Consider the following 25,113-nt stretch of genomic DNA (forward strand, 5'->3'; position numbering starts at 1 on the left):
TTATGCCTTGACGAAGGCGAGCAGGGTGCCGTTCGCAGCGGCCGGCGGCACGGTGATGCCGCTGCCGCTCTTGACGCCGGTCGCGCCCAGCGCCTTCTCGGTTGTGGCGAGGTCGGCCGCGATCACGAGACCGGCGCCGCCGCGATCGGACAGGCCATCCAGCGATACGCCGGGATAACGCTTGCCGAGCTGATCCCTGGTCAGGAACACGAAGTCGGCGCGATCCCCGCCGGACGGCACCGCAACCGCACCGTCGGGATCGTGCCTCGCGGCGACATCGATCATCCTGGAGAGATGCGCGGCATCGGCTGCCGGATCCGGCGAGACGATCAGCGCCTGCTTGAGGCGTTTTGCCCCATTGGCGTGCGTCATCAATTCGGGGATCCACACCGTCTCGCGGGTCTTGTGCTGACAGGCGAAGATGCGGACGCCGCCGGGCGCCTCGGCGGTCGGCCACTGGAAGGTGCGGAATTTCGCCGCCGAGACCGTGCCGTTCGGCAAGGTCACCGGGCGCTCGAAATCGGTCGGCCCGATCGGCGGATAGCCGCGTGCGCGGATCTCTTCGGCACCGGCGGCCGAATCCACCGCGGTGAATGCGATGCGTTCGATGCCTTCGCCGCGCTTCTCGAGGAAGGCGCGCGCCGGCGCATTGTGTTCCGTCGGCGTCAGCACGCCGAGCAATTCCATGTAGTCGGGGTCGAACATGATGGTGTAGTTGCCCGATCCCATATGCGCGCTATGGGTGCCGCGCGGCGACACGGTGAAGCCGAGCCGCTTGTAATTCTCGGCGGCCTTGTCGAGGTCCTTCACCATGACCACGGCGTGATCGATTCCGATGACGTTCTTGAGTGCCACTTGTTGTCTTCCCGGCTGGAATGAGAGAGTAAAGCTAACCAGAATGATCTGGCGCCCGCAAGAAAGGATCATGATGAGCAGCAATGCCGTGCGCTGGCCCGATTCGCTCTGGGCAGCAGTGACGCCACCCGGCCCCGATTGCCCCGAATTGACGGGTGCGCAACAGGCCGACGTCGTCATCATCGGCGGCGGCTTCACCGGCCTGTCGACCGCGCTGCATCTGCGCGAGGCCAATGTCGACGTCGCGATCGTCGAGGCCGCCGAGCCGGGCTGGGGCGCCTCGGGCCGCAACAATGGCCAGGTGATCCCGACGCTGTCGCGCCCCGATCCCGAGGACATCATCAAGAGGCACGGCGCGGCCGGCGAGCGCTTCGTCGCGATGCTGCGCGACAGCGCGGCAATGCTGTTCGACGTCGTCAAGCGCTACAATATCGAGGCCGAGCAGGAGCAGGCCGGCTGGGTGCAGCCGGTGCATTCGCCGGGCCGGATCAAGATCGCTGAACGGCGGGTGCAGCAATGGTCGAAATTCGGCGCGCCGGTCGAATTGCTGTCGCGCGACCAGACCAGGGACATGCTCGGCTCGGATGCGTGGTATGGCGGCTTCTGGAATAGGACCGGCGGTCACGTCAATCCGCTGGCGCTGGCGCGGGGCCTGGCGCGGACCGTGCTCGGCCTCGGTGCGCGGATCTATGCCCGTTCCCCCGCGCTGAGCTTCGAGCGCCGCGGCGATCGCTGGGTGGTGAAGACCGAGAAGGGCGAAATCTCCGGCCGTGCGCTGGTCGTCGCGACCAATGCCTATAGCGGCGAGTTCGCGAAATCGCTGGTGCCTGAGATCGCGACCGAGGTGATGCCCGTGCTGTCGTGGCAGATGGCGACGCAGCCGCTGTCGGACAATGTCCGCAAGACTATCATCCCCGGCCGGCAGGCGATGTCGGACACCCATGGCGAGCTGTATTTCGCGCGCTATGACGCCCGCAATCGCCTCGTCACCGGCGGCGCCGTGCTCGGCCCGGGCGACAAGACCGCGCGGCTGAAGGCGCGGGTGACCGAGCGGTTGCAGCTGATATGGCCGCAGATCGGCGATGTCTCCTTCGACTATGTCTGGAACGGTTATGTCGGGATGACCGCGGATTTCCTGCCGCGCATGCATCGCCTCGGACCGAACGCCTATGGCTGGACCGGCTGCAACGGCCGCGCCGTCGCGCTGACGATCCCGCTCGGCCGCGAATTAGCAAAGGCGGTCCAGGGCGTGCCGGAAAGCGAGCTGGCGCTGCCGTTCACCGAGCCGGTGCAGTACATGGCGCACGGATTGCTGCGCAAGCTCGCGCCCTGGATGCTGGTGCTCTACCGCCGCCGTGATGCGCAGGAGCTGGTCAAGGGCGATCGCTTCGAGCTGCTGCGCTGGGCGGAGTACTTCCTCGCCTCGCGCCGCTCACGGTGAGCGCAGACCAACGACGCACCACGCGCGATGGCTTGATCAGGCGATCAAGGCATCGCGCTTTCGCGTGAAGTCACCGCCGGGGATCGCCGACAACAGCGCCTGCGTATAGGGATGCTGCGGCCTGCCGAACACTTCGGCGGTCAACCCTTGCTCGACCACGGCGCCGTCCTTCATCACGGCAACGAGGTCGCAGATCTGCGCGGCAACCCGCAGATCGTGGGTGATGAAGATGATGGAGAGCCCAAGCTGCTGGCGCAGTCCGGCGAGCAACCTCAAGACTTGCGCCTGCACCGAGACGTCGAGCGCCGAGACCGGCTCATCGGCGACCAGCACATCCGGCTTCAGCGCCAGTGCCCGCGCGAGCCCGATGCGCTGCCGCTGGCCGCCGGAGAATTCATGCGGAAAGCGGTCGCCGGCGGACGGATCGAGGCCGACCAGCTCGAACAGCTTTCGCGCTTCCGCGATCGCGGTGGTGCGGTCGGTGCCGTGCACGATCGGTCCCTGCGCCACGAGTTCGGCCGCCTTGCGGCGCGGGTTGAGCGAGGCGAACGGATCCTGGAACACCATCTGAATGTGGCGGGTCTCGCGTCTGATCTCCTCGCGGCCGAGCTTCGCCCAGTCCTTGCCGTTGAGCACGATCGATCCGTTGTCGGGATCGATCAGCCGGACGATGCAGCGCGCCAGCGTCGATTTGCCCGAACCGGATTCGCCGACAATGCCGAGCGTCGCACCGCGCGGCAGCCGGAGCGTGACGTTCTTGACCGCCTCGGTGATCCGCGCGCCGCGGCCGAGGAAACCGCCGGTGCGGTAGGTTTTCGAGACGCCCTCGATGGTCAGGATGTCCTTGCCGGAGAGGATACGCGGCGGCGGCGCCTTCAGCGGCGGAACGGCCGCGATCAGTTGCTTGGTGTAGGCATGCTGCGGATCGTTCAGCACCTTGTCGGCCGCACCTTGCTCGACGATCGCGCCGTGCTGCATCACCACGACTCGGTCGGCGATCTCGGCGACCACGCCGAAATCATGGGTGATGAACAGCACCGCGGTCTTCTTGCGCTGCTGCAGATCGCGGATCAGCTTCAGGATCTGCGCCTGCGTCGTGACGTCGAGCGCGGTGGTCGGCTCGTCGGCGATCAGGAGTTTCGGGTCGAGCGCCAGCGCCATCGCGATCATGGCGCGCTGGCGCTGGCCGCCGGAGAGCTCGTGCGGATAGGCCTTCGCGGCTGCCCTGGGATCGGGGATGCGGACATCCTCGAGCAGTGCCTCTACGCGTGCGTTGATCTCGGCCTTCGACAGGCCGGTGTGGATCGCAAACATCTCGCCGATCTGGTCGCCGATGGTGCGCAGCGGGTTGAGCGCCGTCATCGGCTCCTGGAAGATCATCGCGATCCCGGCGCCGCGCACCTCGCGCATTTCGGCCGGATCGGCGGCGCAGAGATCGCGGCCGTCGAACATCATCCGGCCCTGCTCGATCGCAACCTCGTTCGGCAGCAGCCGCATGATGGCGTTCGCCATCATCGACTTGCCGGAGCCGGATTCGCCGACCACGCAAAGGATCTCGTTCGAGGCGACCGACAGGGAAACGTCGGACAGTGCATGCGGCCGGTCGGCGCCTTTGGGCAGGCGCACGGTTAACCCGTCGAGCGAAAGGACTGTCTCGCTCATCGGCTCTTCAGCCTCGGATTGAGCGCATCGTTGAGGCCCTGGCCGACTAGCGACACCGCGAGCACGGTGACGAGGATCGCAATGCCGGGGATCGCCGAGACGTACCACTGCACGCGGAGCACATCGCGGCCGAGCCCGATCAGATTGCCCCAGGAGGCGACGTTGGGATCGGACAGCCTCAGGAACGCGAGTGCGCTTTCGAGGAGGATCGCGACCGCCATCACCACGCTGGCATAGACGATCACGGGCGGCAGCGCGTTGGGCAGGATCTCGCCGAGAATGAGCTGGAGGTCCTTCATGCCGAGCGTCTTGCCCGCCTGGACGAATTCGCGGTTGCGCAGCGACAGGAACTCGGCGCGGGTCAGCCGCGCTGGCGCCGGCCACGACACCACGCCGACCGCGATGGTCACCGTGGTCAGCGTCGAACCGAACACCGCGACCAGCACCAGCAGCAGCACGAAGTTCGGCAGGGTCTGGAACGCTTCGGTGATCCGCATCAGGACGTTGTCGACCCAGCCGCCGTAATAGCCGGCGAAGGCGCCGACCAGGATGCCGATCAGGATCGCGATCACGGTGGCGACGCCGCCGATCAGGAGCGAGATCCGTGCGCCGTAGAAGATCTGCGCGGCGATGTCGCGGCCGGAATTGTCGGTGCCGAGCAGGAAGCGCGGATTGGAGAACGGCCAGACCAGCGGCCGGCCGGCCAGCGCGAGTGGGTCGCGCGGATAGAGCAAGCCGGCGCTGACAGCCATTGCGATCACGAGCAGCAGCAGGATCAGGCCGATCACGGCGGCCGGGCTGCGGAAGTAGCGCTTCACCGCGTCCATCGTCAGCCCTCCGCCGCGATGCGCGGGTCGAGCCGCGCGTAGAGCAGGTCGACCACGAAGTTCACGACAATCACAAGGAGCGCGGACACGAAGACGATGCCGAGCAGGGTGTTGAGGTCGCGCTGCACCACGGACTCATAGGCGAGGCGGCCGAGGCCGGGCAGCGAGAACACGCTCTCGACCACGACCGAGCCGCCGAGCATGGTGCCGGCCTGCAATCCGATCAGCGTCACCATCGGCAGCAGCGCGTTGCGCAGCACGTGGCGGGTGATGACATGGGTCTCGTCCAGTCCCTTCGCGCGGGCGGTGCGGACGAAATCGAGGTTCAAGACCTCGAGCATGGAAGCGCGCATGATGCGCAAATAGATCGCAAGGAAGATCAGCCCGAGCGTCAGCGTCGGCAGCACGAGGTGGGCCGCGATATCGAGCACGCCCCGGATGCCGGTCTGCACTGTTCCGATGTCCTGGAATCCGCCGGATGGCAGCCATTGCAGATAGACCGAGAACACCACGATCGCCATCAGCCCGAACCAGAACGAAGGGGTGGCGTAGAAGATCAGGCCAAGCGTCGAGATCAACGTGTCGGGCCAGCGGTTGACGCCGCGCGCGGCGATCACGCCGAACACCAGGCCGAAGAAGAACGCGAACGACAGCGACGCGGTCATCAGCAGGATGGTCGGCGGCAGCCGCTCCAGGATCACGGTCGCCACCGGCTTGCCGTAGATCGAGGAGAAGCCGAGATCGAGCCGCACCAGGTGCCACAGATAGTTGGCGAGCTGCGCCGGAACCGAGAGGTCGAGCCCGTAGAACTTGCGCAGCTGTTGCGCGGTCGCGGCGTCGCCGCCGCCCATCTGCGCCATCAGCGCATCGACGGTGTCGCCCGGCGCGAGCTGCAACAGCAGGAACACGCCGATCAGGATCAGGAACAGGGTCGGAATCGAGGCGGCCAGCCGCCGCCCCGCAAGGCTCAGGATACGCATCGGTTATCTATAGCGTTTTCGAACGAAGTGGACACCGGTTCGCATCCAGAAGGCTTTGAGTTGAACCAGAGCCGGCCCCCTCGTCACCTCGCCCCGCTTGCGGGGAGAGGTCGGATCGCATCGAAGATGCGATCCGGGTGAGGGGGTACAGGTCTATCGATGGAGCAATATCGCGGAGAGAGCCCCTCACCCCAGCCCTCTCCCCGCAAGAGCGGGGCGAGGGAGAAGCAAGGCTTGCCGCCTCATGCGCTTAGCCACAGATCGTGCCAGCTCGCCGAGCCCCAGCGCGGCGTGTTGGAGTGGTTGCGCGCCTTTGCGGTGATCACGGTGACGAAGATCTGCTCGATCGGCATCCAGACCGGCAGCTCGGTGTTCACCTCCTTGACGAAATCGGCATAGAGCGCCTTGCGCTTGACCGGATCGACTTCGGTCGCGGCATCGTCGATGGTCTTGTCGACGGTCTTGTCCTCCCAGCCCCACTGGTTGGTCCACGGCGCGCCCTTGGGCTGGCCGGAGCGGTACCACACCGTGGTCGAGACCGCAGGGTCGTTGCGGTACTGATGCCAGCCGGTCGCAAGATCGAAGGCGTGGTCGTCATAGACCTGCTTGAGGAAGCCGCCGCCGTCGTTGCGCACGATATCGACCTGAATGCCGACTTCTCCCAGCGACTGCTGGATGAAGGTCGACCACAGCGAGATGTCCTCACCCCACGGCGCCGGCAGCAGCTTGAGCGAGAAGCGGTTGCCGCCTGAGGCCTTGAGGCCGGCCTCGTCGAGCAGCGCGATCGCCTTGGCCTTGTCATATGGATATTGCGGCGTGTTCGGTCCGGGAAAGAAGTCGGTCGAGGTCGAGGGAATCGGGCCGGTGCCGAGCTTGGCGAAATCGCCCAAGAAGTTCTCGATGAAGAACGGCACGTTGATCGCATGCGCGATGGCGCGGCGGACGCGGATGTCGGACAATTCCTTGCGGCGGAAGTTGAACTCGATGGTGTTGGTGCGGGCGTTGCCTTCATTGCCCTTGGTCTGGACGATGAAGCGCTTGTCCTTGCCGAGCCGCGCCATGTCCGAGATCGTCAGCCCCGAGAACGGGCTGTAGTGCAATTCGCCGGCCTCCATCTGGGCGGCCGCGGCGGCGCGGTCGGTGATCACCTTCCAGACGATGCGGTCGAGATTGGGCGCGTTCGGCCGCCAGTAATCCGGATTGCGGTCGGCGATGATGTATTGCCCGCGCTCATATTTGACGAATTTGAACGGGCCGGTGCCGACCGGCGCCAGATTGGTCGGGTTCTGCCTGATGTCGCCGCTCTCATAGAGATGCTTGGCGGAGACGTAGCCGAGGTCGGGCAGGGCCCGGAGCAGCAGGTTCAGCGGCATCGGCCGCTCGTAGCGGAAGATCGCGGTCTGCGGATCGGGCGTATCGACCGATGTGAGGAACAGCTGCAGCGTCGATCCGTAGTTGAGGATCTTCTTCCACATGTTCATCGCGGTGAAGGCGACGTCCTCCGACGTGAACGGCTTGCCGTCGTGCCAGGTGACGCCCTTGCGCAGCTTGAAGGTAACGGTCTTGCCGTCCGGCGTCGCCTCCCAGCTCTCGGCGAGCACGCCGACCGGCTGGCCGTTGGCGTCGAGGTCGACCAGATTCTCCTGGATCTTGCCGCCGATGATGTAGACGCCGGTCGAGGCCTGGATGCTCGGGTTGAGCTGGCGCTGCTCGGCGCCGTAATGGACGTTGAACACGCCGCCCTTGCGCGGGGTTTCCTGCGCGAATGCCCGCATCGGATTGATGACGTTGGCCGCAATCGCGGCCGAGGTCAGAAGGGCCGTGCGGCGGTTGATCTCAAGGCGGGACAAATCCATACGCGGGGTCTCCGGAACATACATAAAGGCTTGCATCGGGGTGGCCAGCCGATCGGCCGTGGCGCCCCTTTGCGATGTTACGATGGAATGGGAACCCGAGTCGAACCCGAGTCATTTTCTAATGCCTCGGCCTTTTGGAGGATCGTTTCCGAAACCTGAAGTGGCCCGCCGCAGTGCGCCGCAACCCGAATTGCACGCAACATTGTCGCACACAGGCCGCGTGCGATGCGTCGAGTGATTCTCTTTCTGGCCCGCTTCGGGAGCCCCGAAGCCGCGCAAACGCTGTAATTTTAGGGGTCGGAAGCGACTTGACTGGAAAAAACACTGGAAAAAACCCTGATTCGGGGGCTGTCCACAGCGATATTGCTGTGGTGAGTGCAGAAAACACTGTTTTTCTCGGCGTTTTCCGCCATATCGTGCCCACTCCAGAATCAATGGAGCAACCATGGCTACCCAACTGTCGAAGTCGCAAGTGATCGAGAAGATCGCGACCACCACCGAACTCTCCAAGCGCGACGTCAAGAACGTTTTGGACTCGCTCGTCGATGTCGGCCACAAGGAGCTGAAGAAGGCCGGGGTGTTCCTCGTCCCCGGCTTCGCCAAGTTCGTTGTGGTCAAGAAGCCGGCGACCAAGGCGCGCAAGGGCACCAACCCCTTCACCGGTGAAGAGATGATGTTCAAGGCCAAGCCGGCCCGGAAGATCGTCCGCGCACGGCCGGTCAAGGCCGCCAAGGACGCGGTTTAAGAATAGAAGGCCTCCGGTGACGGAGGCCTTTTGCTTTTGAGCCGTCGCTTCCTGCCGTTGGTTGCCCGCTTGAGCGTTTTCGAGCGCAGTGGACACCGGTTCGCGTGAAGAAAACGCGCCAAAGCAAAGTCTTGAGCTCCGGTTTCTGGTTGAGCCAGGACCGGGGCTCTAGACCACCGGCGACCGGCCACCATCGACATTGATGGCGGTGCCGGTGATGTAGGAGCCTTGCTCCGAGGCCAGGAAGCAGGCGAGGTTGGCGAACTCCTCCGCCGTCCCGATGCGGCCGAGCGGCGTGCCCTTGGCAAGGCCCTTGGCGAATTCCCCGAAATCCGTGTTCGGCGCCTGGGCCGCGTGCCGCTTGACCCATTGATCGCTCATGATCAGGCCGACCAGCAGCGCATTCACCAGGATGTTGTGCTCGCCGCCTTCATTGGCCATCACCTTGGTCAGCGCCATGCCGGCGGCGCGCGACACCGAGGTGGGCGCGGAATTGCCGGCCGGCGCCTTCGCAAAGGTGTTGAGCACGTTGATGATGCGACCCCATTTGCGCTGCTTCATGCCCGGCCACACCAGCCGGCTGAAGCGGATCGCGGCGAACAGTTTCAGGTCGAGGTCCTCCTGCCAGGCCTCGTCGCTGATGTTCTCGAAGGCCAGCGTGCGCGCGGTTCCGGCGTTGTTGACCAGCACGTCGATCTTGCCGAGATCCGCGACAATCTGGTCGTGTGCCTTGGCGATGTCGGCGGCCTTCGCGACGTCGCAGACGTAATCGCGCACCACGAGGCCGTCCTTGGCCAGTGCCTCGCGCGCCGCCGCGAGGTCGGCCGCGCCCCGCGCGAGGATCGCGAGCTTGGCGCCGGATTCCGCAAACCGCCGCGCCACCGCGATCCCGATGCCCTTGCTGCCGCCGGTGACTACCGCGACACGGTCCTTCATTGATAGGTTCATTGTTGTTCTCCCTGGGGCTGGCCCTGAGAGAACGCTATCAAACCGACAGCGCGACCAACAAGGTCATGCAGAGCAGGTGTGCTGTGACGATTATCGCGAGATGGAGCGGGCCGGACATCGGATGTCTCCATTGTGGTGCGCGGCTTGATGCTTCGTCAGGTGGGCACGGCCGTCTGTCTCCCTCCCCCTGAAAGGAGGAGGGCGGGGTGGGGGTTGCTCTCCACGGACGCCGGCGTCTGTGGAGGCAGGATCCCCACCCGGTTTGCTCCGCAAACCGACCTCTCCTTTTCAAGGGGAGGTGAGGATAGAGCGCACTGGATCAGGCACGTCCTAGTTCAAGCTTGCGCTTGCCGTAAAACTGCGGTCGACGGCCTTGCCGACATCCAGCGTCTTGCCGAGGATGCCGTAGCGCGTGGCGCGGTCGGATGCGGCCTGCACTTCCTTCACCACGGCCTCGTTGATCGCGATCGGGCTCGTCTTCTGTGCAGTGTAGGCGGCGAGCAGCACGTCTTCCGGCAGTTTTGTGAGCTCGGCCGTGCTCTTCGCGTATTCGGCAAGATGGTCGAGCGACCACAACCGCGCCTTGTTGAGCCGCTGCACCAGATCCTGCACCGCCGCGCGCTTGGCCGCGATCGCGTTGTCGGAGGCGACGATGAAGGTGATGGTCGGCGTCAGGCCCTCGCCATCGGCGACGACGCGCGCATTGTCCTTCAGCTTGGCATAAGAGATGTACGGCTCCCACACCGCCCAGGCGTCGATCGAACCGGCGAGCAGCGCGATCTTGGCGTCGACCGGGCCGAGCGGGGCGAAGGTCGCCTCCTCGATCCTGCTGCCGGCCTTCTCCAGCGTCGCATTGATCAGGAACTGGCCCCAGCCGCCCCGCGTGCCGGCGAGGCGCTTGCCCTTCAGATCGGCCGCCGTCTTGATCGGCGAATCCCCGCGCACCAGGATCGCCTGGGTCCGTGCATCGGAGCGCGTGCCGCCGATCGCCTTGATCGGCGCGCCGGAGGCATAGACCGTGAGGAAGGACAGGTCGCCGGTGTAGCCGACATCGAGCGCGCCGGCATTGATCGCCTCCAGGATCGGGGCTGCGGCCGGAAATTCCGACCATTCGATCTTGTAGGGCAGGTCCTTGGCGAGGCCGGAGATCTCCAGCAGCGAGCGGTTGCCGCCCTTCTGGTCGCCGACCCGCAGCACGATCGCATCAGCCGCGAAGGCTGCGGCCGATGTCGACAGCGTGATGACGGCCGTGATCAGCGCGGCCGCGGTGCGGCGCGTGAATGTATGGGGAGAACCCGGGCGGGTCAGTTTGCGCATATGCATTTTCTTTCTGATTCATTCGCTGCTCGTCGGAAAGCGCGGCGGCGTTTGATCAAGTCTATGAGCAAGCCGTTCGTCGTCAACGAAACGGAAAACTGAAATCAGCCCGCGCGCAGCAAGGATGATCTCGCCGGACCGTCATGCGTAGAAGACATCGCGCAAGCGGCGATGTTTCGCTCAAATTTGGCGCAATCGATGCCGCTCCGTCGAGCGTCTGCGCCGCGACAGCAGCGAAAATCCTTTCATCGTCGCGCGCTGCGATCGTGGAGAGTTCAGCTGCCGCGCCGACTACATTCGAAATTCCATTTCATTGACGGTGAACTTGTCGCGCCGCATCATTTGCGCGTTGCTTTGAGGGCAATAGCGCCGGAGAAATCCGCTTTTTTCTAAACGATGAGCTTCGAACGACGGGGCGCGCAGACGGACACGTCTTGTGCGCGGGGCGGAGCCTTGCCGAAATGCAGGAGTGATGATGTCGACGAACAAGAAGACGGTGATGGATCGCCGCACCTTACTGCGTGCAGGCGCCGCTGCAGCTATTGCCGCGCCGATCGGCGCCTATAGCGCGCAAGCGTTCGCGCCGCGCCCGGTCGCATCGGCGATCGACTTCTCCGAATTCCCGATCTGCAAGACCGCCTCCGATGCGCCGCCGCTGACGGGAGCGCCGCGCAAGCTGAAGCTGTCCTGGAACGCCGGTGCGGTCTGCCTCGCGCCGCTGCCGGTCGCCATCGACCACGGCTTCTTCCAGAAGCAGAATCTCGACGTCGAGCTCGTCAACTATTCCGGCTCGACCGACCAACTGCTGGAGGCAATTGCCACCGGCAAGAGCGACGCCGGGCTCGGCATGGCGCTGCGCTGGTTGAAGCCGCTGGAACAGGGGTTCGACGTCAAGATTGCCGCCGGCACCCATGGCGGCTGCATGCGCGTCCTGACCCGCACCAATTCCGGCGTCGGCAAGCTCGCCGACCTCAAGGGCAAGATCGTCGCGGTCGGCGATCTCGCCGGTCCCGACAAGAACTTCTTCTCGATCCAGCTCTCCAAGCTCGGCATCGACCCGGTGAGGGATGTCGACTGGCGCGCCTATCCCGGCAATCTCCTGAACGTCGCGGTCGAGAAGGGAGAGGTGCAGGCCTTCCTGTCGTCCGACCCGCTGGCCTATCTCTGGCTGAAGGACACGCAGTACAAGGAGGTCGCTTCCAACCTCGACGGCGAGTACCGCGACAAGAGCTGCTGCATCGTCGGCCTGCGCGGCAGCCTTGTGCGCGAGGAGCCGCGTGTGGCGCGCGCCATCACCCAGGCGCTGCTCGATGCCGCGATGTTCACCTCGCAGAACCCGGACAAGGCGGCAAAATCGTTTCAGCCCTATGCGCCGAAGGCGGCGAGCCTCGCCGATCTCGAGGCGATGGCGCGCTACCACACCCATCATCATCATCCCACCGGCGAAGTGCTCAAGCGCGAGCTCAAGGGCTATGCCGACGACCTGAAATCGGTGCAGGTGTTCAAGCAGAGCACCGACACGGCCAAATTCGCGGAGCGGATCTATGTCGACGTATTCAGTGTCTGACACGACGGCCGCTGCCGCACCGCGCGCCGCGGTCACGTTCGCGAATCTCTCCGGCAGCTACGGCATTGGCCTCGCGGCGACCCTCGCCTGGCTCGCGTTCGGGCTGTCGTGCCTCTATTGGCCCGATGTCGGCGACTGGTCGCGGACGGAGTCGCTTGGGATCGGTGCAATCGTGATCGCGGCCTTCATCCTGTTCGGCACATTCAGCGCGGATTATCTCGGCAGCGCCGGGCAGGCGTTGCGCAAGCGCGCGCCATGGCTGGTGGCGTTCGGCGCGTTCGTCACGCTGTGGGAGGTCGCCACCGCGAAATTCACCTGGCTGCCGCTGCCGTTTTTCCCGCCGCCGCAGTCGATCCTCGAGGTTTATACCGACGACCTGCCGAAGCTGCTCGACAGCGTGTTCGCCTCGATCAAGCTGCAACTCGGCGGCTACATCATTGGTGCGACCATCGGCTTTGTGACGGGCGTCTCGATCGGCTGGTCGCAGAAGATCGGCTACTGGGTGCACCCGGTGCTGCGCTTCATCGGCCCGCTGCCGGCGACCGCCTGGCTGCCGATCGCGTTCTTCACCTTCCCGTCGAGCTGGAGCGCCTCGACCTTCCTGATCGCGCTTGCCACCGGATTTCCGGTGACGGTCTTGACCTGGTCGGGTGTGGCGAGCGTCAGCACCGCCTATTACGACGTCGCGCGCACGCTCGGCGCCAAGCCGTCATTCCTGGTGCTGAAGGTCGCGATTCCCGCCGCGCTGCCGCACGTGTTCGTCGGCCTGTTCATGGGGCTTGGTTCGTCCTTTGCCGTGCTCGTGGTCGCCGAGATGATCGGCGTCAAGGCCGGGCTCGGCTGGTACCTGCAATGGGCGCAGGGCTGGGCGGCCTATGCCAACATGTATGCGGCGCTGATCGTGATGTCGCTGCTCTGCTCCGGCGCGATCACGCTGCTGTTCCGAACGCGCGACCGCCTGCTGGTCTGGCAGAAGGGTGTCGTCAAATGGTAGTGCAGTCCACAGCCGAAGCGATCACCTATCCGGCCATCGGCGCCGAGCTCGACATCGAAGGCGTCAGTCACGCCTTCGATATCAACGGCGCTGTGCTGCCGGTGCTTGACAATGTGAACCTTGCCATCGCACCGGGCGAGTTCGTGGCGCTGCTCGGCCCGTCTGGTTGCGGCAAGTCGACCTTGCTGCGGTTGGTGGCCGGGCTGGAGAAGCCGCGCAGCGGCGCGCTGCGCGAGGATGAAGTCCGCATCAGCGGCCCGCATCCGTCGCGTGTCGTGGTGTTCCAGGACCCGACGCTGTTTCCGTGGCGCTCGGTGTGGGACAATGTGGCGCTCGGGCTGGAAGCGCAGGGTATCCTGAAGGCGCAGCGGCACCGGGTCGACGCCGTGATCGAGCTGGTCGGCCTGTCCTCGTTCCGCAATGCCTATCCGCACCAGCTCTCCGGCGGCATGGCGCAGCGCGTGGCGCTGGCGCGCGCGCTGGTCAATGATCCGAAGATCCTGGTGCTCGACGAGCCGCTCGGCAAGCTCGATTCGCTGACGCGGATCGCGATGCAGGCCGAGCTCGTGGCGTTGTGGCAGCGCAAGGGCTTCACCACGCTGCTCGTCACCCATGACGTCGAGGAAGCGCTGGTGCTCGCCAACCGCGTCATCGTGCTGTCCGACCGTCCGGCGCGGATCAAGGCCGACATCGCGGTCGGGCGGCCATACCCGCGGCATCGCGGCGATCCATATTTGGCTGATCTGCGCAAGCAGATCCTCGGGCTGCTCGGGCTGGAGGCGACATGGTGACGACCGCGGCGCGGGAGCTGCCGCCGGCGAACCAGCCCGAGCACATCGCGCGCGCGTTGCGGCTTGCCGAGGTGTTTGCCGCGCGCGCCCCCGTACATGATCGCGACGCCAGCTTTCCCTTCGAGAATTTTGCTGACCTGTCGCGCGAAGGCCTGCTGGCGCTGACCGTGCCCGTGGCGCTCGGCGGGGCCGGGGCGGGCGCGCGCGATGCCACGCGCGTGCTCGGCATCATCGGCAAGGCCGACCCGTCGACCGCGCTGGTGCTGTCGATGCATTACATCCAGCATCTGGTGATGGCGCGCAGCACGCGCTGGCCGGCACGTCTGTCGCGCAAGCTCGCCAAGGAAACGGTCGAGGGCGTGGCGCTGATCAACGCGTTGCGCGTCGAGCCCGAGCTCGGCTCGCCCGCGCGCGGCGGCCTGCCGGCGACCACGGCGCGCCGCACCCAAACCGGCTGGCGGCTGACCGGCCGCAAGATCTATTCGACCGGCGCGCCGATCCTGAAATGGTATTCGGTCTGGGCGAAGACCGACGAGCCGGAGACCCGCGTCGGTTTGTTTCTGGTTCCAGCCGGATTGCCGGGAACGCGGATCGAGGAAACCTGGGATCATCTCGGCCTGCGCGCCAGCGGCAGCCACACCGTGATCTTCGACGACGTCGTGTTTCCGCTGGATTCTGAGATCGACGTTCGCAGGCCAGACGACTGGAAGGTTCCTGACGTCACCCAGGCGACCGTGCATGCGATCTTCGTCGCCGCTATCTATGACGGCATCGCCCGCGCCGCCCGCGACTGGCTGGTCAAATTCCTCAAAGAGCGGGTGCCCGCCAATCTCGGCGCGCCGCTGGCGACGCTGCCGCGCATGCAGGAGGTCGTCGGCGGCATCGAGGCCCGGCTTGCCGTCAATGCCCGCTTGATCGACAGCTTCGCCGCCGATTTCGATAACGGCTTCCCGCTGTCCGCGATCGAGTCTAACATCATCAAGCTGACGGTGACCAATAACGCCGCAGCAGTGGTGGAGGTTGCCTTGTCGCTGACCAGCAATCACGGCCTGTCGCGAACCAATCCCCTGGAGCGGCATTACCGTGACGTGCTGTGCGGCCGCGTCCATACCCCGCAAGACGATGCCACCCGTGTCTCCGCCGGACGCTCCGCGCTGGGCGTCTGAAAACAACAGCCAACAACAACGGAGTTGTCAGTCATGCCGGTCGAGTTCATCGGCTTCATCACCAACAACAATGCCTCCGAGACCATCGTCCGGTCCGGCCCGGTGCTCGATCCGCCCTATATCGAGACGGTCGCCAAGGCCCATGAGCTGGCCGGCTTCGATCGCGCGCTGCTGGCGTTTCACTCGACCACGCCGGACGCGTTGCAGGTCGCGCAGCATGTGCTGACTGTCACCAAGCAGCTCAAGGTGATGATCGCGCAGCGCCCGGGCTTCACCGCGCCGACGCTCCTGGCGCGCCAGCTTGCGACGCTGGATCAGTTCTATGGCGGCCGCGTCTCGCTGCACGTCATCACCGGCGGCAACGCCATCGAGCTGCGCCAGGACGGCAACACGCTCGACGACAAGGACGAGCGCTACGCCCGCACCAGCGAATTCCTCGACGTGGTGCGGCTGGAATGGACCAGCGAGAAGCCGTTCAACTACAGCGGCAAGTATTACAGCGTCGAGAACGGCTTCTCGCAGGTGAAGCCGTTGCAGAAGGGCGGCATCTACACCTTCGTCGGCGGCGGCTCGGACGCCGCGGTCGAGGTCGCGGGCAAGCATGCGGACACCTTCGCGCTGTGGGGTGAATCCTACGCCCAGGTGCGCGACGTCACCGCGCGGGTGCGCGCAGCGGCTGCCAAGCACGGCCGCCCAACGCCGCGCTTCAGCCTGTCGGTACGGCCGATCCTGGCCGACACCGAGGAGAAGGCGTGGGCGAAGGCGGAGCATATCCTCGCGCGCGCCACCGCGCTGCAGGACCAGACCGGCTACCGCCGGCCCAATCACGCGACCGATGGCGCCAAGCGGCTCCTGGCGCTCGCCGATCAGGGCACGCGGATCGACAAGCGGCTGTGGACCGAGATCGCAAAGCTCACCGGCGCCAACAGCAACACCACCGCGCTGGTCGGTACGCCCGAGCAGGTCGCCGAAGTGTTCGCCGACTACTACGATCTCGGCGTCAGCCACTTCCTGATCCGCGGCTTCGATCCGCTGGTCGATGCCATCGACTACGGCCGCGAGCTGATCCCGCTGACCCGCAAGCTGATCGAAGCGCGCGACCAGCAGCGGGGGATTGCCGCCGAATGATCCGTCTCATTGTCGCGGCGGCGCTTGCGCTCGCCGCCATCGACGCGGCCGTCGCGCAGACCACGCTGCGCGTCGGCGACCAGAAGGGCAATTCGCAGGCCGTGATGGAAGCGGCCGGCGTGCTCAAGGACGTTCCCTACAAGATCGAGTGGAAGGAGTTCGCCGCCGCGGCGCCGCTTCTGGAGGCGCTCGGGGCCGGTGCGATCGACACCGGCCTGGTCGGCGACGCGCCATTCACATTCGCGGCCGCCGCCAAGATCCCGGTGAAGGCGATCGCGGCCGTGCGGCAGTCGCGCGACGGGCTTGCGGTCGTGGTGCCGGAGAATTCTCCGATCAAGAGCTTCGACGATCTGCGCGGCAAGAAGATCGCAACCGGCCGGGGCTCGATCGGCCATCAGCTGATCCTGGCCGCGCTGGAATCGAAGGGCTGGCAGGCGAGCGACGTGCAGATCGTGTTCCTGGCGCCGTCGGATGCCAAGGTTGCCTACACGCAGGGCTCGGTCGACGCGTGGTCGACCTGGGAGCCCTATGTCAGCCAGGAGGAGGTGCTGTTCAAGTCGCGCCGCGTCATCACGGCTGACGGCATTACACCCGGCCTCGGCTTCCAGGTCGCGACGCCTGATGCGATCAAGGACAAGCGCGCCGAGCTGGAGGACTTCGTGCGTCGCCTCGCGGCCGCGCGCGCATGGTCGCAGAACAATGTCGAAGGTTATGCTGCGACCTGGGGCAGGCTGATGAACATCCCGCCCGCAGTGCCGCTGAACTGGCTGACACGCGCAAAGATCCGCATCGCGCCGATCGACGACAGCGTGGTGGCCGACGAGCAGAAGACCATCGATCTCTACGACCGCTGGGGCCTGATCCGGCAGAAGATCAACGCCGCCGACATCGTCGATCGGTCGTTTGCAGCGGCGGTGGAGAAGGGCGCCGGGCTGTAGGCAATTTGCAAGCGACGCCAAACATTCAGCGTCGTCCTGGCGAAAGCCAGGACCCATTACCCCGGATGCTAGTTTTTGTAGGACGCTGAGGCCGCGATCCCGCTCACCATCAAATTCGGTGGTAATGGGTCCTGGCTTTCGCCAGGACGACGGGCGTGAGGGCTTACGCATTCTGAAGAGGCGACCGCTGCAAGCGGGAGATGTGGACCATCTGCGCGGAAGCGGTTCAACGTCGCACGATTGCACCGCTAACGAACCCGTGATCTCGAAAACATCCATTCGTCCGCAGGCCGCTGCGCGGCAAGGATTTTCCCCTCTTCGCGCATTCCAAAACCGCAACGTTGCTATTTTCGCCGCGGCCTTGCCGCACCCACCGGCGCTGCCAAGATCAAACGGACGAACAATCGAGTCCGGGAGATCACCGTGGGCCTTCAAGAAACTCGCATCGAGTCGCTGCCGTTTGTGACCGCTGAACTGAATTATCTCGCGCCGACGCCGGGCAAGCCCCGAACTTACGCTTTCGATCCGCCGCCCGGCGAACCCAAATCCACTGCACTGCCCGAAGCTCACAATGTCCCGATCTTTGACGGGCGTCTGATCGCCGACAGCTTCTCGCTCGACCGCGAGGGCTTTGCGCTGGTCAAGCATCCGACCTTCGTGAAGGACTATTACGACGACAACGAAGTCCGCAACGTTTACTACCCGGCCGTCGAAGCCTTCCTCAAGGCGACGCTGAAGGCGGATCGCGTCTTCATCTTCGATCACACCGTGCGCAAGCGTGTCGAGGGTGCGGCTGATATCCGCGGCGGCGGCCCGCGCCAGCCCGCCACCCGCGTCCATGTCGACCAGACCGCCGTTTCCGGCCACAACAGGGTGTTCGAGCACTTGCCCGACGAGGCCGAGCAACTCGTCAAGGGCCGCGTCCAGGTGATCAATCTGTGGCGTCCGATCCGCGGCCCCTTGCGCGATTCACCGCTTGCGATGGCCGACGGCACCACGGTTGCCCCGGAGGATCTGATCGCATCCGACCTGATCTACCCGAACCGCAGCGGCGAGACCTATTCGGTGAAGTACAATCCGAACCATCGTTGGTTCTACATTCCCGAGATGACGCCGGACGAGGCGATCCTGCTGAAATGCTACGACTCGGCGACAGACGGCCGGACGCGGTTCGGACCGCACACCGCCTTCGTCGATCCGACCACGCCTGCGGATGCGGCGCCGCGCGAGAGCATCGAGCTGCGCACGCTGGTGTTCCATAAGCAGTAAGGGGCGCGCTTCCCATAAATTCGTCATGCCCGGGCTGAAGCGCGAAGCGCGTCTTCGCGCGGATGTCCCGCGCATCCACGTCTTCGGCTTCGCGTGAAGAAAGACGTGGATCGCCGGGACAAGCCCGGCGATGACAGCATCGCGGGCGTTGCCCCCAAACTTGGCACCATCAGCCCAATAATGTTACGCCCGTCCCCTAACTGCTTGGGGAAGGGCGATTCATGGACGGCGTGGTGACGAAGGAAGCAGCGGGGATCGGGTTCCGCGCCCTGGTTCTTGCGCTTCTGGCGTTGGCCTCTGGTCACATGCTGTCGACGCTGCTGCGCACGATCCCGGCGATCAGCCTCGATCTGATGGCGCGAGATTTCGGCACCTCGCCGCAGGCGCTGGCGAGCCTCACCTCGATCTATCACTTCTCCTTTGCCGCCTCGCAGATCCCGGTCGGCGCCGCGATGGACCGTTTCGGCGTGCGGCCGGTGTCGCTGAGCCTTCTCGGAGGTACCGTGGTCGGGACGCTGGTCTCGGCGCTCGCCACGGGTCCCGCGAGCTTCGTGCTCGGGCAACTGATGCTCGGCATCGCCACCTCGGGCATGCTGATGTGCCCGATGACGCTGGCCGCCAAGCAGATGTCGGCGGCGAAGTTCGGACTGTGGTCCGGCCTGATCCTCTCGATCGGCAATATCGGCATGCTGCTGTCGGCAAGCCCGCTGGCCTTCGTGGTCGATCAGTTCGGCTGGCGCGCCGGCTTCTGGGGCTCGGCCGGCTTCGGCATTGTGGTGCTGATCGCGGTATTCGCGCTGGTGCCACGGCAGCCGGCGGCGCATGCGGATGATTCCTCACCCTTGCAGCAGATGGCCGAGGTGCTGCGGCTCGGCCTGTCGCGCGGCCTGCGCGGATTGATCGCGCTGTCGCTGGTGTCGCTCGGCGCCTCGCTGGTGCTGCGCGGCCTGTGGGGTGGGCCGTGGCTGATGGATGTGAAGGGCCTGAGCCGCATCGAGGCCGGCAATGTGCTCGGCCTGTTCACGCTGGCGATGATCATTGGCCCGGCCTGTATCGGCGCGATCGATCGCAAGTTCGGGCATCGCCGCACCATGGTGGCGTCGACCCATGCCGTCGCCGCGCTGCTGCTGGTGCTGATGGCCGCCGGCGCGCCGCATTTGGCGGTCTCGAACCTGCTCGGCGTCGCCGTGATGCCGGTGCGGTATGATCTCGTGCTGCTGATCCTGATCGGGTTTGCGACCTCGGCGCAGCCGCTGATCTACGGCATGACGCGGCAGCTCGTCGACGCCCAGAACACCGGCAAGGCGCTGTCGTCGGTCAATCTCGCTTTCTTCCTCGGCGCGGCGCTGCTGCAATTCAGCACCGCCGGCGTTGCGGCGCTGTTCGGGCTGCCCGCGGTGCTGCTGTTCGTCGCCGGCGCCCTGGTGATCGGGATCGTGCTGTTCCTGACCTATACGCGGCCTTCCGCGGCCTAGATCGCCTGCGCCTGCTTGCGGATTTCGTTGGCAAGCGGCCGCAGGGAATCGACCCCGCGCGGCCCGACGAGGCTATAGCCCGTGCCGCCGTCCGCCCAGGAGAAACCCGCGATGTCGCCGCCCGAATGCGCGGCCATCGGCGCGTTCTGATCCGACGTCATCGGTCGGGTGAGGACCACAAGCCGCTCGCCGTGATCATCGTCGTACATGAACATGGCCGCGGGACCGTGCGGCGTCGGCACCACCCGTCCGCCCATCAAGCGATATCCCGACTTGCTCAGATCCGGCAGCTTGACCGGCTGACGCAGCCGGTTCGAGACCCATTGCACCAGCTCGGTGCTGTCGCGCAGCTCGACCGGTCGGGTGTGATCCGAGGCGTAGACCTTGTAGGAATCGCTTGCCTCCTCGGCCAGCGCCGCAATCCCGCCGGCAGGTGCCAGGGTCGCGCTACGGACTGCCCATCCGCCGAGGCCGCCGATCGAGAGCATCAGCATCGCTGCGATCGCCCAACGGAACGACGAGGGGCGGCGGCGCGGGCGCTCGATCATCCTGGCGAGGTTGAGCTGCGGCGGCAGCGGTTCCTCGGCAATCGGCAGCAATGCCGATCGCAGCAGGTTACGCTCGTCGGAGTAGTCGGCGATGCGCTTGGCCATATCAGGATGCTTTTCCAGATAGGCAATGATTTCCACCTCGCGCTCCGGCTCCAGCGCGCGATCCACATAGGCATGCAGATCGTCTTCGGTAATGGGTCGATTGCTCATGTCTTGTTCCGCAATTGCACGACATTATTGTCCAGTTGGCCGGCAGCGCCCTCCAACTCTTGATGGAGCCGCTCACGGGCGCGCGCCAGCCGCGACATCACCGTGCCAATGGGCACGCCGAGCACCTCCGCGGCGTCGGCATAGGACAGGTCCTCGACGCCGACGAGCAGCAGGACCGCACGCTGGTCATGCGGAAGCCTTGCGAGCTTCGCCATGACGTCGCGATACGTCACCTTGTGCTCCTGCTCTGCGTCCTGACCGAATGCATCCTCGTTGGTTTCGTCGATCGCGATGTGGACGCCGCGCGTCGTTGCGCGGCGAAACTGGTTGATGGCGAGGTTGTGCAGGATGGCGAACAGCCACGGCCGCGGATTGTCCGACCGCCGCTGCTCCCAGTGGATGACGGCGCGTTCGAGGCAATCCTGCACCAAATCGTCGGCCGCTGCGTGGTCGCGGACCAGGGACCGCGCATACCGCCGCAAGGCGGGTATCAGCGGTTCGACGAGGCGCAGCATGTCGTTCATGGCGTTTGCACCTGGATGACCGCGCCGAGTTTGGCCGGCTCGCCTGACGTGATGACGAGATAGCGTCGTTCGGCCTTGGCGGCGCTCTGCACGATCTGCCGGATCGGCCCGGTGGTGTTGACGATGGCGGAGCCGGCGGGATTGGTCATGAAGGCTGCCAGAGGCTCTACCGATCCCGTCCCGTCGGCACGTTCGGCCAATCCTAGCACATAGTGCTGCTTGGGTTCGAGCCCGGTGACCGATGCCTGCAGCACCTGGATCAGCCCCTGATCGAACAGCGAGACGCTGGTCGTCGGCTTGTCGCCCTTGGCCTGCTTCTTCGGCGCGAGCGCGAGGTGGGCGACTTGGCCGGCGGCGCCAAGCGCCTGCAGGTTCTGGCGATCGTCAGGATTTGGCGCAGCGTTCGGCACGTAGGCTATGGCTTGGGGCGCCTGGCCGATCGGGATATTGGCGATCACCTTGTTGGTGGCGGTGTCGATCGCGGCCAGCGCATCGGCATTTTCGAGACCGACATAGATCCGCGTGCCGTCGCCGGACGGCCAGACGCCATGCGGGAGATTGCCGACGGGAATGGTCGCGATTTGGGAGAAGTCGTCGGTGCGAAACACCTTGACCTGGTTGGTGCCGCCGATGGTCACATAGGCGAAGGTCCCCTTGGCCGTCTTCGCGAAATTGACGTGGTTGGTGATCGGGCCGGTGTCGATGGTCTTGATCGGGTTGAACGGCGGCTTGGCGTTGAAGACCTGCGTCCTGCCGACATCCTTCAGCGTGAACCACACCTGCTCGCCGTCGGGCGTCGCTGCGATGTTGGGGCAGAACGGGCTTTCCTGCTTCACCTTCGCCACGATCTGGTGGTCGGCGACCGAGACCACATCGGTTTCCGGATTGAACGAGGAGCAGATGTAGCCGTACTTGCCGTCGGGCGAGAAGATCTGCATGCCCGGTCCTGCCGGCACCTCGATCCGCATCGTTTCCTTGAAGCTCTGCGCGTCGATCACCGAAATGTAGTTCTCGCCGCGCACGGTGACCCAGACTTCCTTGCCGTCGGGCGTGAAGAACGCCTCGTGCGGCGACCGCCCGACATAGGTGACGTGCTTGACCGCGTTGGTTGCCGTGTCGATGAAGGTCACCGAATTCGAGCCGATCGAGACGATGGCGAGGGTGTGGTGGTCGGGCGAATAGCCCATGCCGTGGACCAATACCTGCCCCTTGTAGAGCGGGCTGAAATTGCCGGGCTGCGGGTCGCCGAGCCGGATGACGCCGATGAGCTTGTTGTCGACGGGATCGGTGACCGACACCGTGTTCGAGAACTGCTCGGCGGCGTAGACACGGTCGTGATGGCTGATCGGGATGTCGGGCGCGGACACAGCGCCCGGCGCCTGCCCCGCAAACGCGGACGTCGACAGCGCGATCATGCTGGTGGCCAACAGGCCCTTCATGAACTGGCCGGTCATCACTTGGTCTCCTGCTTCATCATATCGTGGTGCATGTTCATGTGATCGTGCGTGGTCGCCGCCCGGCCGGGTTTCGCGCCGGGTTGTTGTGTCGGGGAGGGGGTCGTGTCCGTGACCTGTTCGCCGAGTGCGAGCTTCATGGCGTCGATCTCCTGGCGTTGCTCGACGATGATCTCCTGTGCGATCCGGCGCAGCCGCTCGTTCTTGCCGTAGCGAAGCTCGATCACGGCCATGTCGATGGCGCCCTGGTGGTGCGGCGTCATCATCGCGACGAAATCGCGGTCGATATCGCCGCTCGGTTTGGCGGCCATGTCATTCATCATCTTGGTCATCGCCGCATCGTTCTCGGCGAGGAAGGCGCTCTCTTCGGCCGACTGCGCGGTCTGGGCCGGCTGATGGGCTTCTTGGGCGAGCACCACCGGGGAAACTGCGACGGTGAACAGAACGCGCATGCCGAACACCGCGGCACCGAAGCCGGGTCTGAGGAATCGCAGGATCATCATGTTTCACCCTGAAGGTTGTCGCGGAGGGCCCCCGCGATCCAGTTGGCTTGCATGGGTGGGACGCGGTGGTGTGAGTTCTATTCCGTCGCCGGGTCAAAGATTGTCGATCACGACTTGCTGATCGGCCGAATGGTCCGTTCCGGCCGAACCGGCCGATTTGCGATCGGCAAGCCACTGGCTATAAGAGGGAATTCCGGTTCCACTCGGCCGGTTCCTCGATCCTCGCCGCGCAATCGCACGCGCCAACAAGGCCAAGATGTCCGCCAAGATCGATCCAATCACCCGCTCCGTGGTCCAGCACCGCCTGTCGTCGATCGTGAAGGAGATGGGCGAAGCCATGCTTCGCACCTCCTATTCGCAGATCCTCAATTCCAGCCGCGATTTTTCGCTGGCGATCTGCGACACCAGCGGGCGGCTGATCGCGCAGGCCGATCACATCCCGGTCCATGTCGGTGCCTTACCTTGGGCGACGCTCGCGGTCGAGGAACGCTTCAAGGATGTCGCGCCCGGCGACGTCATCCTGCTCAACGATCCCTATCATGGCGGCAGCCATCTGCCCGATCTCACCGCCTTCGTGCCGGTGTTCGACGGCGGCAAGCGATTGCTCTGGACCATCGTGCGCGCGCATCAGAGCGACATCGGCGGCGCCACCCATGGCGCCTACAATCCCGCTGCGACCGAGATCTATCAGGAAGGCATTCGGATTCCGCCGATCAAGCTCTATGAGGCCGGCAAGCCGCGTGAGGACCTGCTCGACCTTTTGGCGCTCAACATCCGCAATCCCAGAGAATTCCGCGGCGACCTTGCGGCGATGCTGGGTGCCGCGCATCTCGGCGAGCGCCGCGTCTCAAAACTGTTCAGCGAGTTCGGTGCCGAGACGGTCGAGGCCGCGATTGAGGCCATTCTTGATGCCACCGAGCAGCAGACCCGCGCCGTGGTGTCCACATGGAAGGATGGCGTGTTCTATGGCGAAGCCCTGCTCGATGATGACGGTCACGGCCGCACCGACATCAAGATCGCGGCCAAGGTGACCAAGAAGGGCAGTGACATCGAGGTCGATCTCACCGGCTCCGATCCGCAGTCGACGAGTTTTGTGAATTCCTCGCACGCCAACATGCAGGCGGCGGTGGCGATGGCCTTTGCCTATCTGATCGACGCCGACATCCCGAAGAACACCGGCGCGCTGCGGCCGCTCAAGGTGGTGGCGAAGCAGGGCACCATCGTGTGGGCCGATCCTGGCCGCCCCGTGACCTTGTGCACCAGCCATCCCTCCAACGAGATCGTTGAAGCGATCATCAAGGCGATGTCGGCGTCCTGTCCGGATCGGGTGATGGGCGGCTGGGGTCGCCGCTTCCGCATCGCGATCCAGGGCGAGGATCCGCGCAACGGACGCAATTTCATCTGGCACATGTTCCAGGCGCGGCCGGGCGGCGGCGCATCGCCGGGCGGCGACGGCTATTCCTCGATCGGCGAGTGGCACTCGGTCGGCGGGCTCAAATTCGGCAGCATCGAGGTCGCCGAGGTGCGATTTCCGCTGTATTTCCGCCAGCACGAGTTCCGGCCGGATTCCGGCGGCGATGGCCAGCACCGTGGCGGGCTCGGCGTGGCGCTCGACATGGTGCTGGAGACGGCAAAGCCCGCCAAGGGCAACACCGCCGGCGACGGCGCGCGCCACGGCCCCTGCGGCATGCTCGGTGGCAAGGACGGCGAGCCGCATCACTATCGCCTCTTGTCGGAAGGCCGCGCGCCGCGCGTGCTGAAGACCAAGGAGGTCGGCATCGAGCTGCGCCCCGGCGATTGCCTGGAGATCCGCTCGTCCGGTGGCGGTGGCTGGGGTCCATCCGAGAAGCGAACGGCGGAGGCGCGGGCGCGCGACGTCGCACAAGGTCTGGTTTCGAAAGCGGTATAGGGC

22 protein-coding genes are annotated in these 25,113 nt (G+C 65.3%); 11 read left to right on the forward strand and 11 right to left on the reverse strand.

Going from position 1 to position 25,113, the window contains the following annotated elements:
• Window positions 1-855 (reverse strand): VOC family protein, encoded by an 855-nt coding sequence (locus JQ573_RS05415; RefSeq protein ID WP_212311380.1) that lies wholly within the window; start codon window positions 853-855, stop codon window positions 1-3.
• Between the two features lie 73 nt (window positions 856-928).
• Between JQ573_RS05415 and JQ573_RS05420 the strand changes: the two genes are divergently transcribed.
• Window positions 929-2,296, forward strand: a complete 1,368-nt coding sequence (locus tag JQ573_RS05420; protein WP_212311379.1) for an FAD-binding oxidoreductase — start codon at window positions 929-931, stop codon at window positions 2,294-2,296.
• 36 nt (window positions 2,297-2,332) lie between these two features.
• Here the strand turns inward: JQ573_RS05420 and JQ573_RS05425 are convergent, their stop codons facing one another.
• The 4 genes from JQ573_RS05425 to JQ573_RS05440 all read right to left on the reverse strand — a co-directional run bounded on the left by JQ573_RS05425 (window position 2,333) and on the right by JQ573_RS05440 (window position 7,621).
• On the reverse strand, window positions 2,333-3,958 hold the full coding sequence (locus tag JQ573_RS05425; protein WP_212311378.1) for an ABC transporter ATP-binding protein: 1,626 nt from the start codon (window positions 3,956-3,958) through the stop codon (window positions 2,333-2,335).
• Window positions 3,955-4,785, reverse strand: coding sequence for an ABC transporter permease (locus JQ573_RS05430; protein ID WP_212311377.1), 831 nt, complete (start codon window positions 4,783-4,785; stop codon window positions 3,955-3,957). The genes JQ573_RS05425 and JQ573_RS05430 overlap by 4 nt, the downstream gene beginning before the upstream one ends.
• Window positions 4,786-4,787: 2 nt before the next feature.
• Window positions 4,788-5,765: an ABC transporter permease gene (locus JQ573_RS05435; RefSeq protein WP_212311376.1), complete on the reverse strand. Its 978-nt coding sequence runs from the start codon at window positions 5,763-5,765 to the stop codon at window positions 4,788-4,790.
• A 242-nt stretch (window positions 5,766-6,007) separates the two neighbouring features.
• Window positions 6,008-7,621 (reverse strand): ABC transporter substrate-binding protein, encoded by a 1,614-nt coding sequence (locus JQ573_RS05440; RefSeq protein WP_212311375.1) that lies wholly within the window; start codon window positions 7,619-7,621, stop codon window positions 6,008-6,010.
• Between the two features lie 445 nt (window positions 7,622-8,066).
• Here JQ573_RS05440 and JQ573_RS05445 point away from each other — a divergent pair, with 445 nt between their 5' ends.
• Window positions 8,067-8,366 (forward strand): HU family DNA-binding protein, encoded by a 300-nt coding sequence (locus JQ573_RS05445; RefSeq protein ID WP_021077434.1) that lies wholly within the window; start codon window positions 8,067-8,069, stop codon window positions 8,364-8,366.
• A 168-nt stretch (window positions 8,367-8,534) separates the two neighbouring features.
• Here the strand turns inward: JQ573_RS05445 and JQ573_RS05450 are convergent, their stop codons facing one another.
• The gene (locus JQ573_RS05450) at window positions 8,535-9,314 is read right to left on the reverse strand and encodes an SDR family oxidoreductase (RefSeq protein WP_212311374.1); all 780 of its coding nucleotides are present in this window, start codon (window positions 9,312-9,314) and stop codon (window positions 8,535-8,537) included.
• A 330-nt stretch (window positions 9,315-9,644) separates the two neighbouring features.
• A complete protein-coding gene (locus JQ573_RS05455; RefSeq protein ID WP_212311373.1) occupies window positions 9,645-10,631 on the reverse strand; it encodes an ABC transporter substrate-binding protein in 987 nt (328 codons plus the stop codon).
• Window positions 10,632-11,106: 475 nt separating this feature from the next.
• Here JQ573_RS05455 and JQ573_RS05460 point away from each other — a divergent pair, with 475 nt between their 5' ends.
• From JQ573_RS05460 to JQ573_RS05495, 8 genes are all read left to right on the forward strand, one after another.
• Complete coding sequence (locus tag JQ573_RS05460; RefSeq protein WP_409334633.1) at window positions 11,107-12,198, forward strand: ABC transporter substrate-binding protein; 1,092 nt, start codon at window positions 11,107-11,109, stop codon at window positions 12,196-12,198.
• Window positions 12,176-13,192 (forward strand): ABC transporter permease, encoded by a 1,017-nt coding sequence (locus tag JQ573_RS05465; RefSeq protein ID WP_212311371.1) that lies wholly within the window; start codon window positions 12,176-12,178, stop codon window positions 13,190-13,192. Before JQ573_RS05460 ends, JQ573_RS05465 begins: the two co-directional genes overlap by 23 nt.
• The gene (locus tag JQ573_RS05470; protein ID WP_212311370.1) at window positions 13,186-13,983 is read left to right on the forward strand and encodes an ABC transporter ATP-binding protein; all 798 of its coding nucleotides are present in this window, start codon (window positions 13,186-13,188) and stop codon (window positions 13,981-13,983) included. The genes JQ573_RS05465 and JQ573_RS05470 overlap by 7 nt, the downstream gene beginning before the upstream one ends.
• Window positions 13,977-15,149, forward strand: a complete 1,173-nt coding sequence (locus JQ573_RS05475) for an acyl-CoA dehydrogenase family protein (protein ID WP_212311369.1) — start codon at window positions 13,977-13,979, stop codon at window positions 15,147-15,149. The genes JQ573_RS05470 and JQ573_RS05475 overlap by 7 nt, the downstream gene beginning before the upstream one ends.
• A 33-nt stretch (window positions 15,150-15,182) precedes the next feature.
• A complete protein-coding gene (locus tag JQ573_RS05480; RefSeq protein ID WP_212311368.1) occupies window positions 15,183-16,277 on the forward strand; it encodes an LLM class flavin-dependent oxidoreductase in 1,095 nt (364 codons plus the stop codon).
• Window positions 16,274-17,215, forward strand: a complete 942-nt coding sequence (locus tag JQ573_RS05485; protein WP_212311367.1) for an ABC transporter substrate-binding protein — start codon at window positions 16,274-16,276, stop codon at window positions 17,213-17,215. The genes JQ573_RS05480 and JQ573_RS05485 overlap by 4 nt, the downstream gene beginning before the upstream one ends.
• Window positions 17,216-17,638: 423 nt before the next feature.
• Window positions 17,639-18,484 (forward strand): CmcJ/NvfI family oxidoreductase, encoded by an 846-nt coding sequence (locus JQ573_RS05490; RefSeq protein WP_212311366.1) that lies wholly within the window; start codon window positions 17,639-17,641, stop codon window positions 18,482-18,484.
• A gap of 221 nt (window positions 18,485-18,705) precedes the next feature.
• Window positions 18,706-19,959, forward strand: a complete 1,254-nt coding sequence (locus JQ573_RS05495) for an MFS transporter (RefSeq protein WP_212311365.1) — start codon at window positions 18,706-18,708, stop codon at window positions 19,957-19,959.
• Here the strand turns inward: JQ573_RS05495 and JQ573_RS05500 are convergent.
• Genes JQ573_RS05500 through JQ573_RS05515 form a run of 4 tightly spaced genes read right to left on the reverse strand, consistent with a single transcriptional unit; the run spans window position 19,956 to window position 23,150 of the window.
• Window positions 19,956-20,720: an anti-sigma factor gene (locus tag JQ573_RS05500; RefSeq protein WP_212311364.1), complete on the reverse strand. Its 765-nt coding sequence runs from the start codon at window positions 20,718-20,720 to the stop codon at window positions 19,956-19,958. The two genes, JQ573_RS05495 and JQ573_RS05500, sit on opposite strands and share 4 nt — an antisense overlap.
• Complete coding sequence (locus JQ573_RS05505) at window positions 20,717-21,244, reverse strand: RNA polymerase sigma factor (RefSeq protein WP_212311363.1); 528 nt, start codon at window positions 21,242-21,244, stop codon at window positions 20,717-20,719. Before JQ573_RS05505 ends, JQ573_RS05500 begins: the two co-directional genes overlap by 4 nt.
• Window positions 21,241-22,698, reverse strand: a complete 1,458-nt coding sequence (locus JQ573_RS05510; protein WP_212311362.1) for a YncE family protein — start codon at window positions 22,696-22,698, stop codon at window positions 21,241-21,243. Before JQ573_RS05510 ends, JQ573_RS05505 begins: the two co-directional genes overlap by 4 nt.
• Window positions 22,698-23,150 (reverse strand): DUF305 domain-containing protein, encoded by a 453-nt coding sequence (locus JQ573_RS05515; protein ID WP_212311697.1) that lies wholly within the window; start codon window positions 23,148-23,150, stop codon window positions 22,698-22,700. Before JQ573_RS05515 ends, JQ573_RS05510 begins: the two co-directional genes overlap by 1 nt.
• A 307-nt stretch (window positions 23,151-23,457) precedes the next feature.
• On the opposite strand from JQ573_RS05515, the gene JQ573_RS05520 reads away from it, so the two are divergent.
• Window positions 23,458-25,110, forward strand: coding sequence for a hydantoinase B/oxoprolinase family protein (locus tag JQ573_RS05520; RefSeq protein ID WP_212311361.1), 1,653 nt, complete (start codon window positions 23,458-23,460; stop codon window positions 25,108-25,110).
• Window positions 25,111-25,113: the final 3 nt, after the last annotated feature.

The organism is Bradyrhizobium sp. AUGA SZCCT0105, from assembly GCF_018129565.1.
Classification (GTDB): domain Bacteria; phylum Pseudomonadota; class Alphaproteobacteria; order Rhizobiales; family Xanthobacteraceae; genus Bradyrhizobium.

Coding starts and splice junctions, on each gene's coding strand:
- JQ573_RS05430 (WP_212311377.1), bottom strand. CDS start 4,785: ATGGACGCGGTGAAGCGCTACTTCCGCAGCCCGGCCGCCGTGATCGGC.
- JQ573_RS05455 (WP_212311373.1), bottom strand. CDS start 10,631: ATGCGCAAACTGACCCGCCCGGGTTCTCCCCATACATTCACGCGCCGC.
- JQ573_RS05420 (WP_212311379.1), top strand. CDS start 929: ATGAGCAGCAATGCCGTGCGCTGGCCCGATTCGCTCTGGGCAGCAGTG.
- JQ573_RS05495 (WP_212311365.1), top strand. CDS start 18,706: ATGGACGGCGTGGTGACGAAGGAAGCAGCGGGGATCGGGTTCCGCGCC.
- JQ573_RS05485 (WP_212311367.1), top strand. CDS start 16,274: ATGATCCGTCTCATTGTCGCGGCGGCGCTTGCGCTCGCCGCCATCGAC.
- JQ573_RS05510 (WP_212311362.1), bottom strand. CDS start 22,698: ATGACCGGCCAGTTCATGAAGGGCCTGTTGGCCACCAGCATGATCGCG.
- JQ573_RS05465 (WP_212311371.1), top strand. CDS start 12,176: ATGTCGACGTATTCAGTGTCTGACACGACGGCCGCTGCCGCACCGCGC.
- JQ573_RS05425 (WP_212311378.1), bottom strand. CDS start 3,958: ATGAGCGAGACAGTCCTTTCGCTCGACGGGTTAACCGTGCGCCTGCCC.
- JQ573_RS05475 (WP_212311369.1), top strand. CDS start 13,977: ATGGTGACGACCGCGGCGCGGGAGCTGCCGCCGGCGAACCAGCCCGAG.
- JQ573_RS05440 (WP_212311375.1), bottom strand. CDS start 7,621: ATGGATTTGTCCCGCCTTGAGATCAACCGCCGCACGGCCCTTCTGACC.
- JQ573_RS05450 (WP_212311374.1), bottom strand. CDS start 9,314: ATGAACCTATCAATGAAGGACCGTGTCGCGGTAGTCACCGGCGGCAGC.
- JQ573_RS05505 (WP_212311363.1), bottom strand. CDS start 21,244: ATGAACGACATGCTGCGCCTCGTCGAACCGCTGATACCCGCCTTGCGG.
- JQ573_RS05470 (WP_212311370.1), top strand. CDS start 13,186: ATGGTAGTGCAGTCCACAGCCGAAGCGATCACCTATCCGGCCATCGGC.
- JQ573_RS05515 (WP_212311697.1), bottom strand. CDS start 23,150: ATGCGCGTTCTGTTCACCGTCGCAGTTTCCCCGGTGGTGCTCGCCCAA.
- JQ573_RS05520 (WP_212311361.1), top strand. CDS start 23,458: ATGTCCGCCAAGATCGATCCAATCACCCGCTCCGTGGTCCAGCACCGC.
- JQ573_RS05435 (WP_212311376.1), bottom strand. CDS start 5,765: ATGCGTATCCTGAGCCTTGCGGGGCGGCGGCTGGCCGCCTCGATTCCG.
- JQ573_RS05480 (WP_212311368.1), top strand. CDS start 15,183: ATGCCGGTCGAGTTCATCGGCTTCATCACCAACAACAATGCCTCCGAG.
- JQ573_RS05445 (WP_021077434.1), top strand. CDS start 8,067: ATGGCTACCCAACTGTCGAAGTCGCAAGTGATCGAGAAGATCGCGACC.
- JQ573_RS05460 (WP_409334633.1), top strand. CDS start 11,107: ATGTCGACGAACAAGAAGACGGTGATGGATCGCCGCACCTTACTGCGT.
- JQ573_RS05500 (WP_212311364.1), bottom strand. CDS start 20,720: ATGAGCAATCGACCCATTACCGAAGACGATCTGCATGCCTATGTGGAT.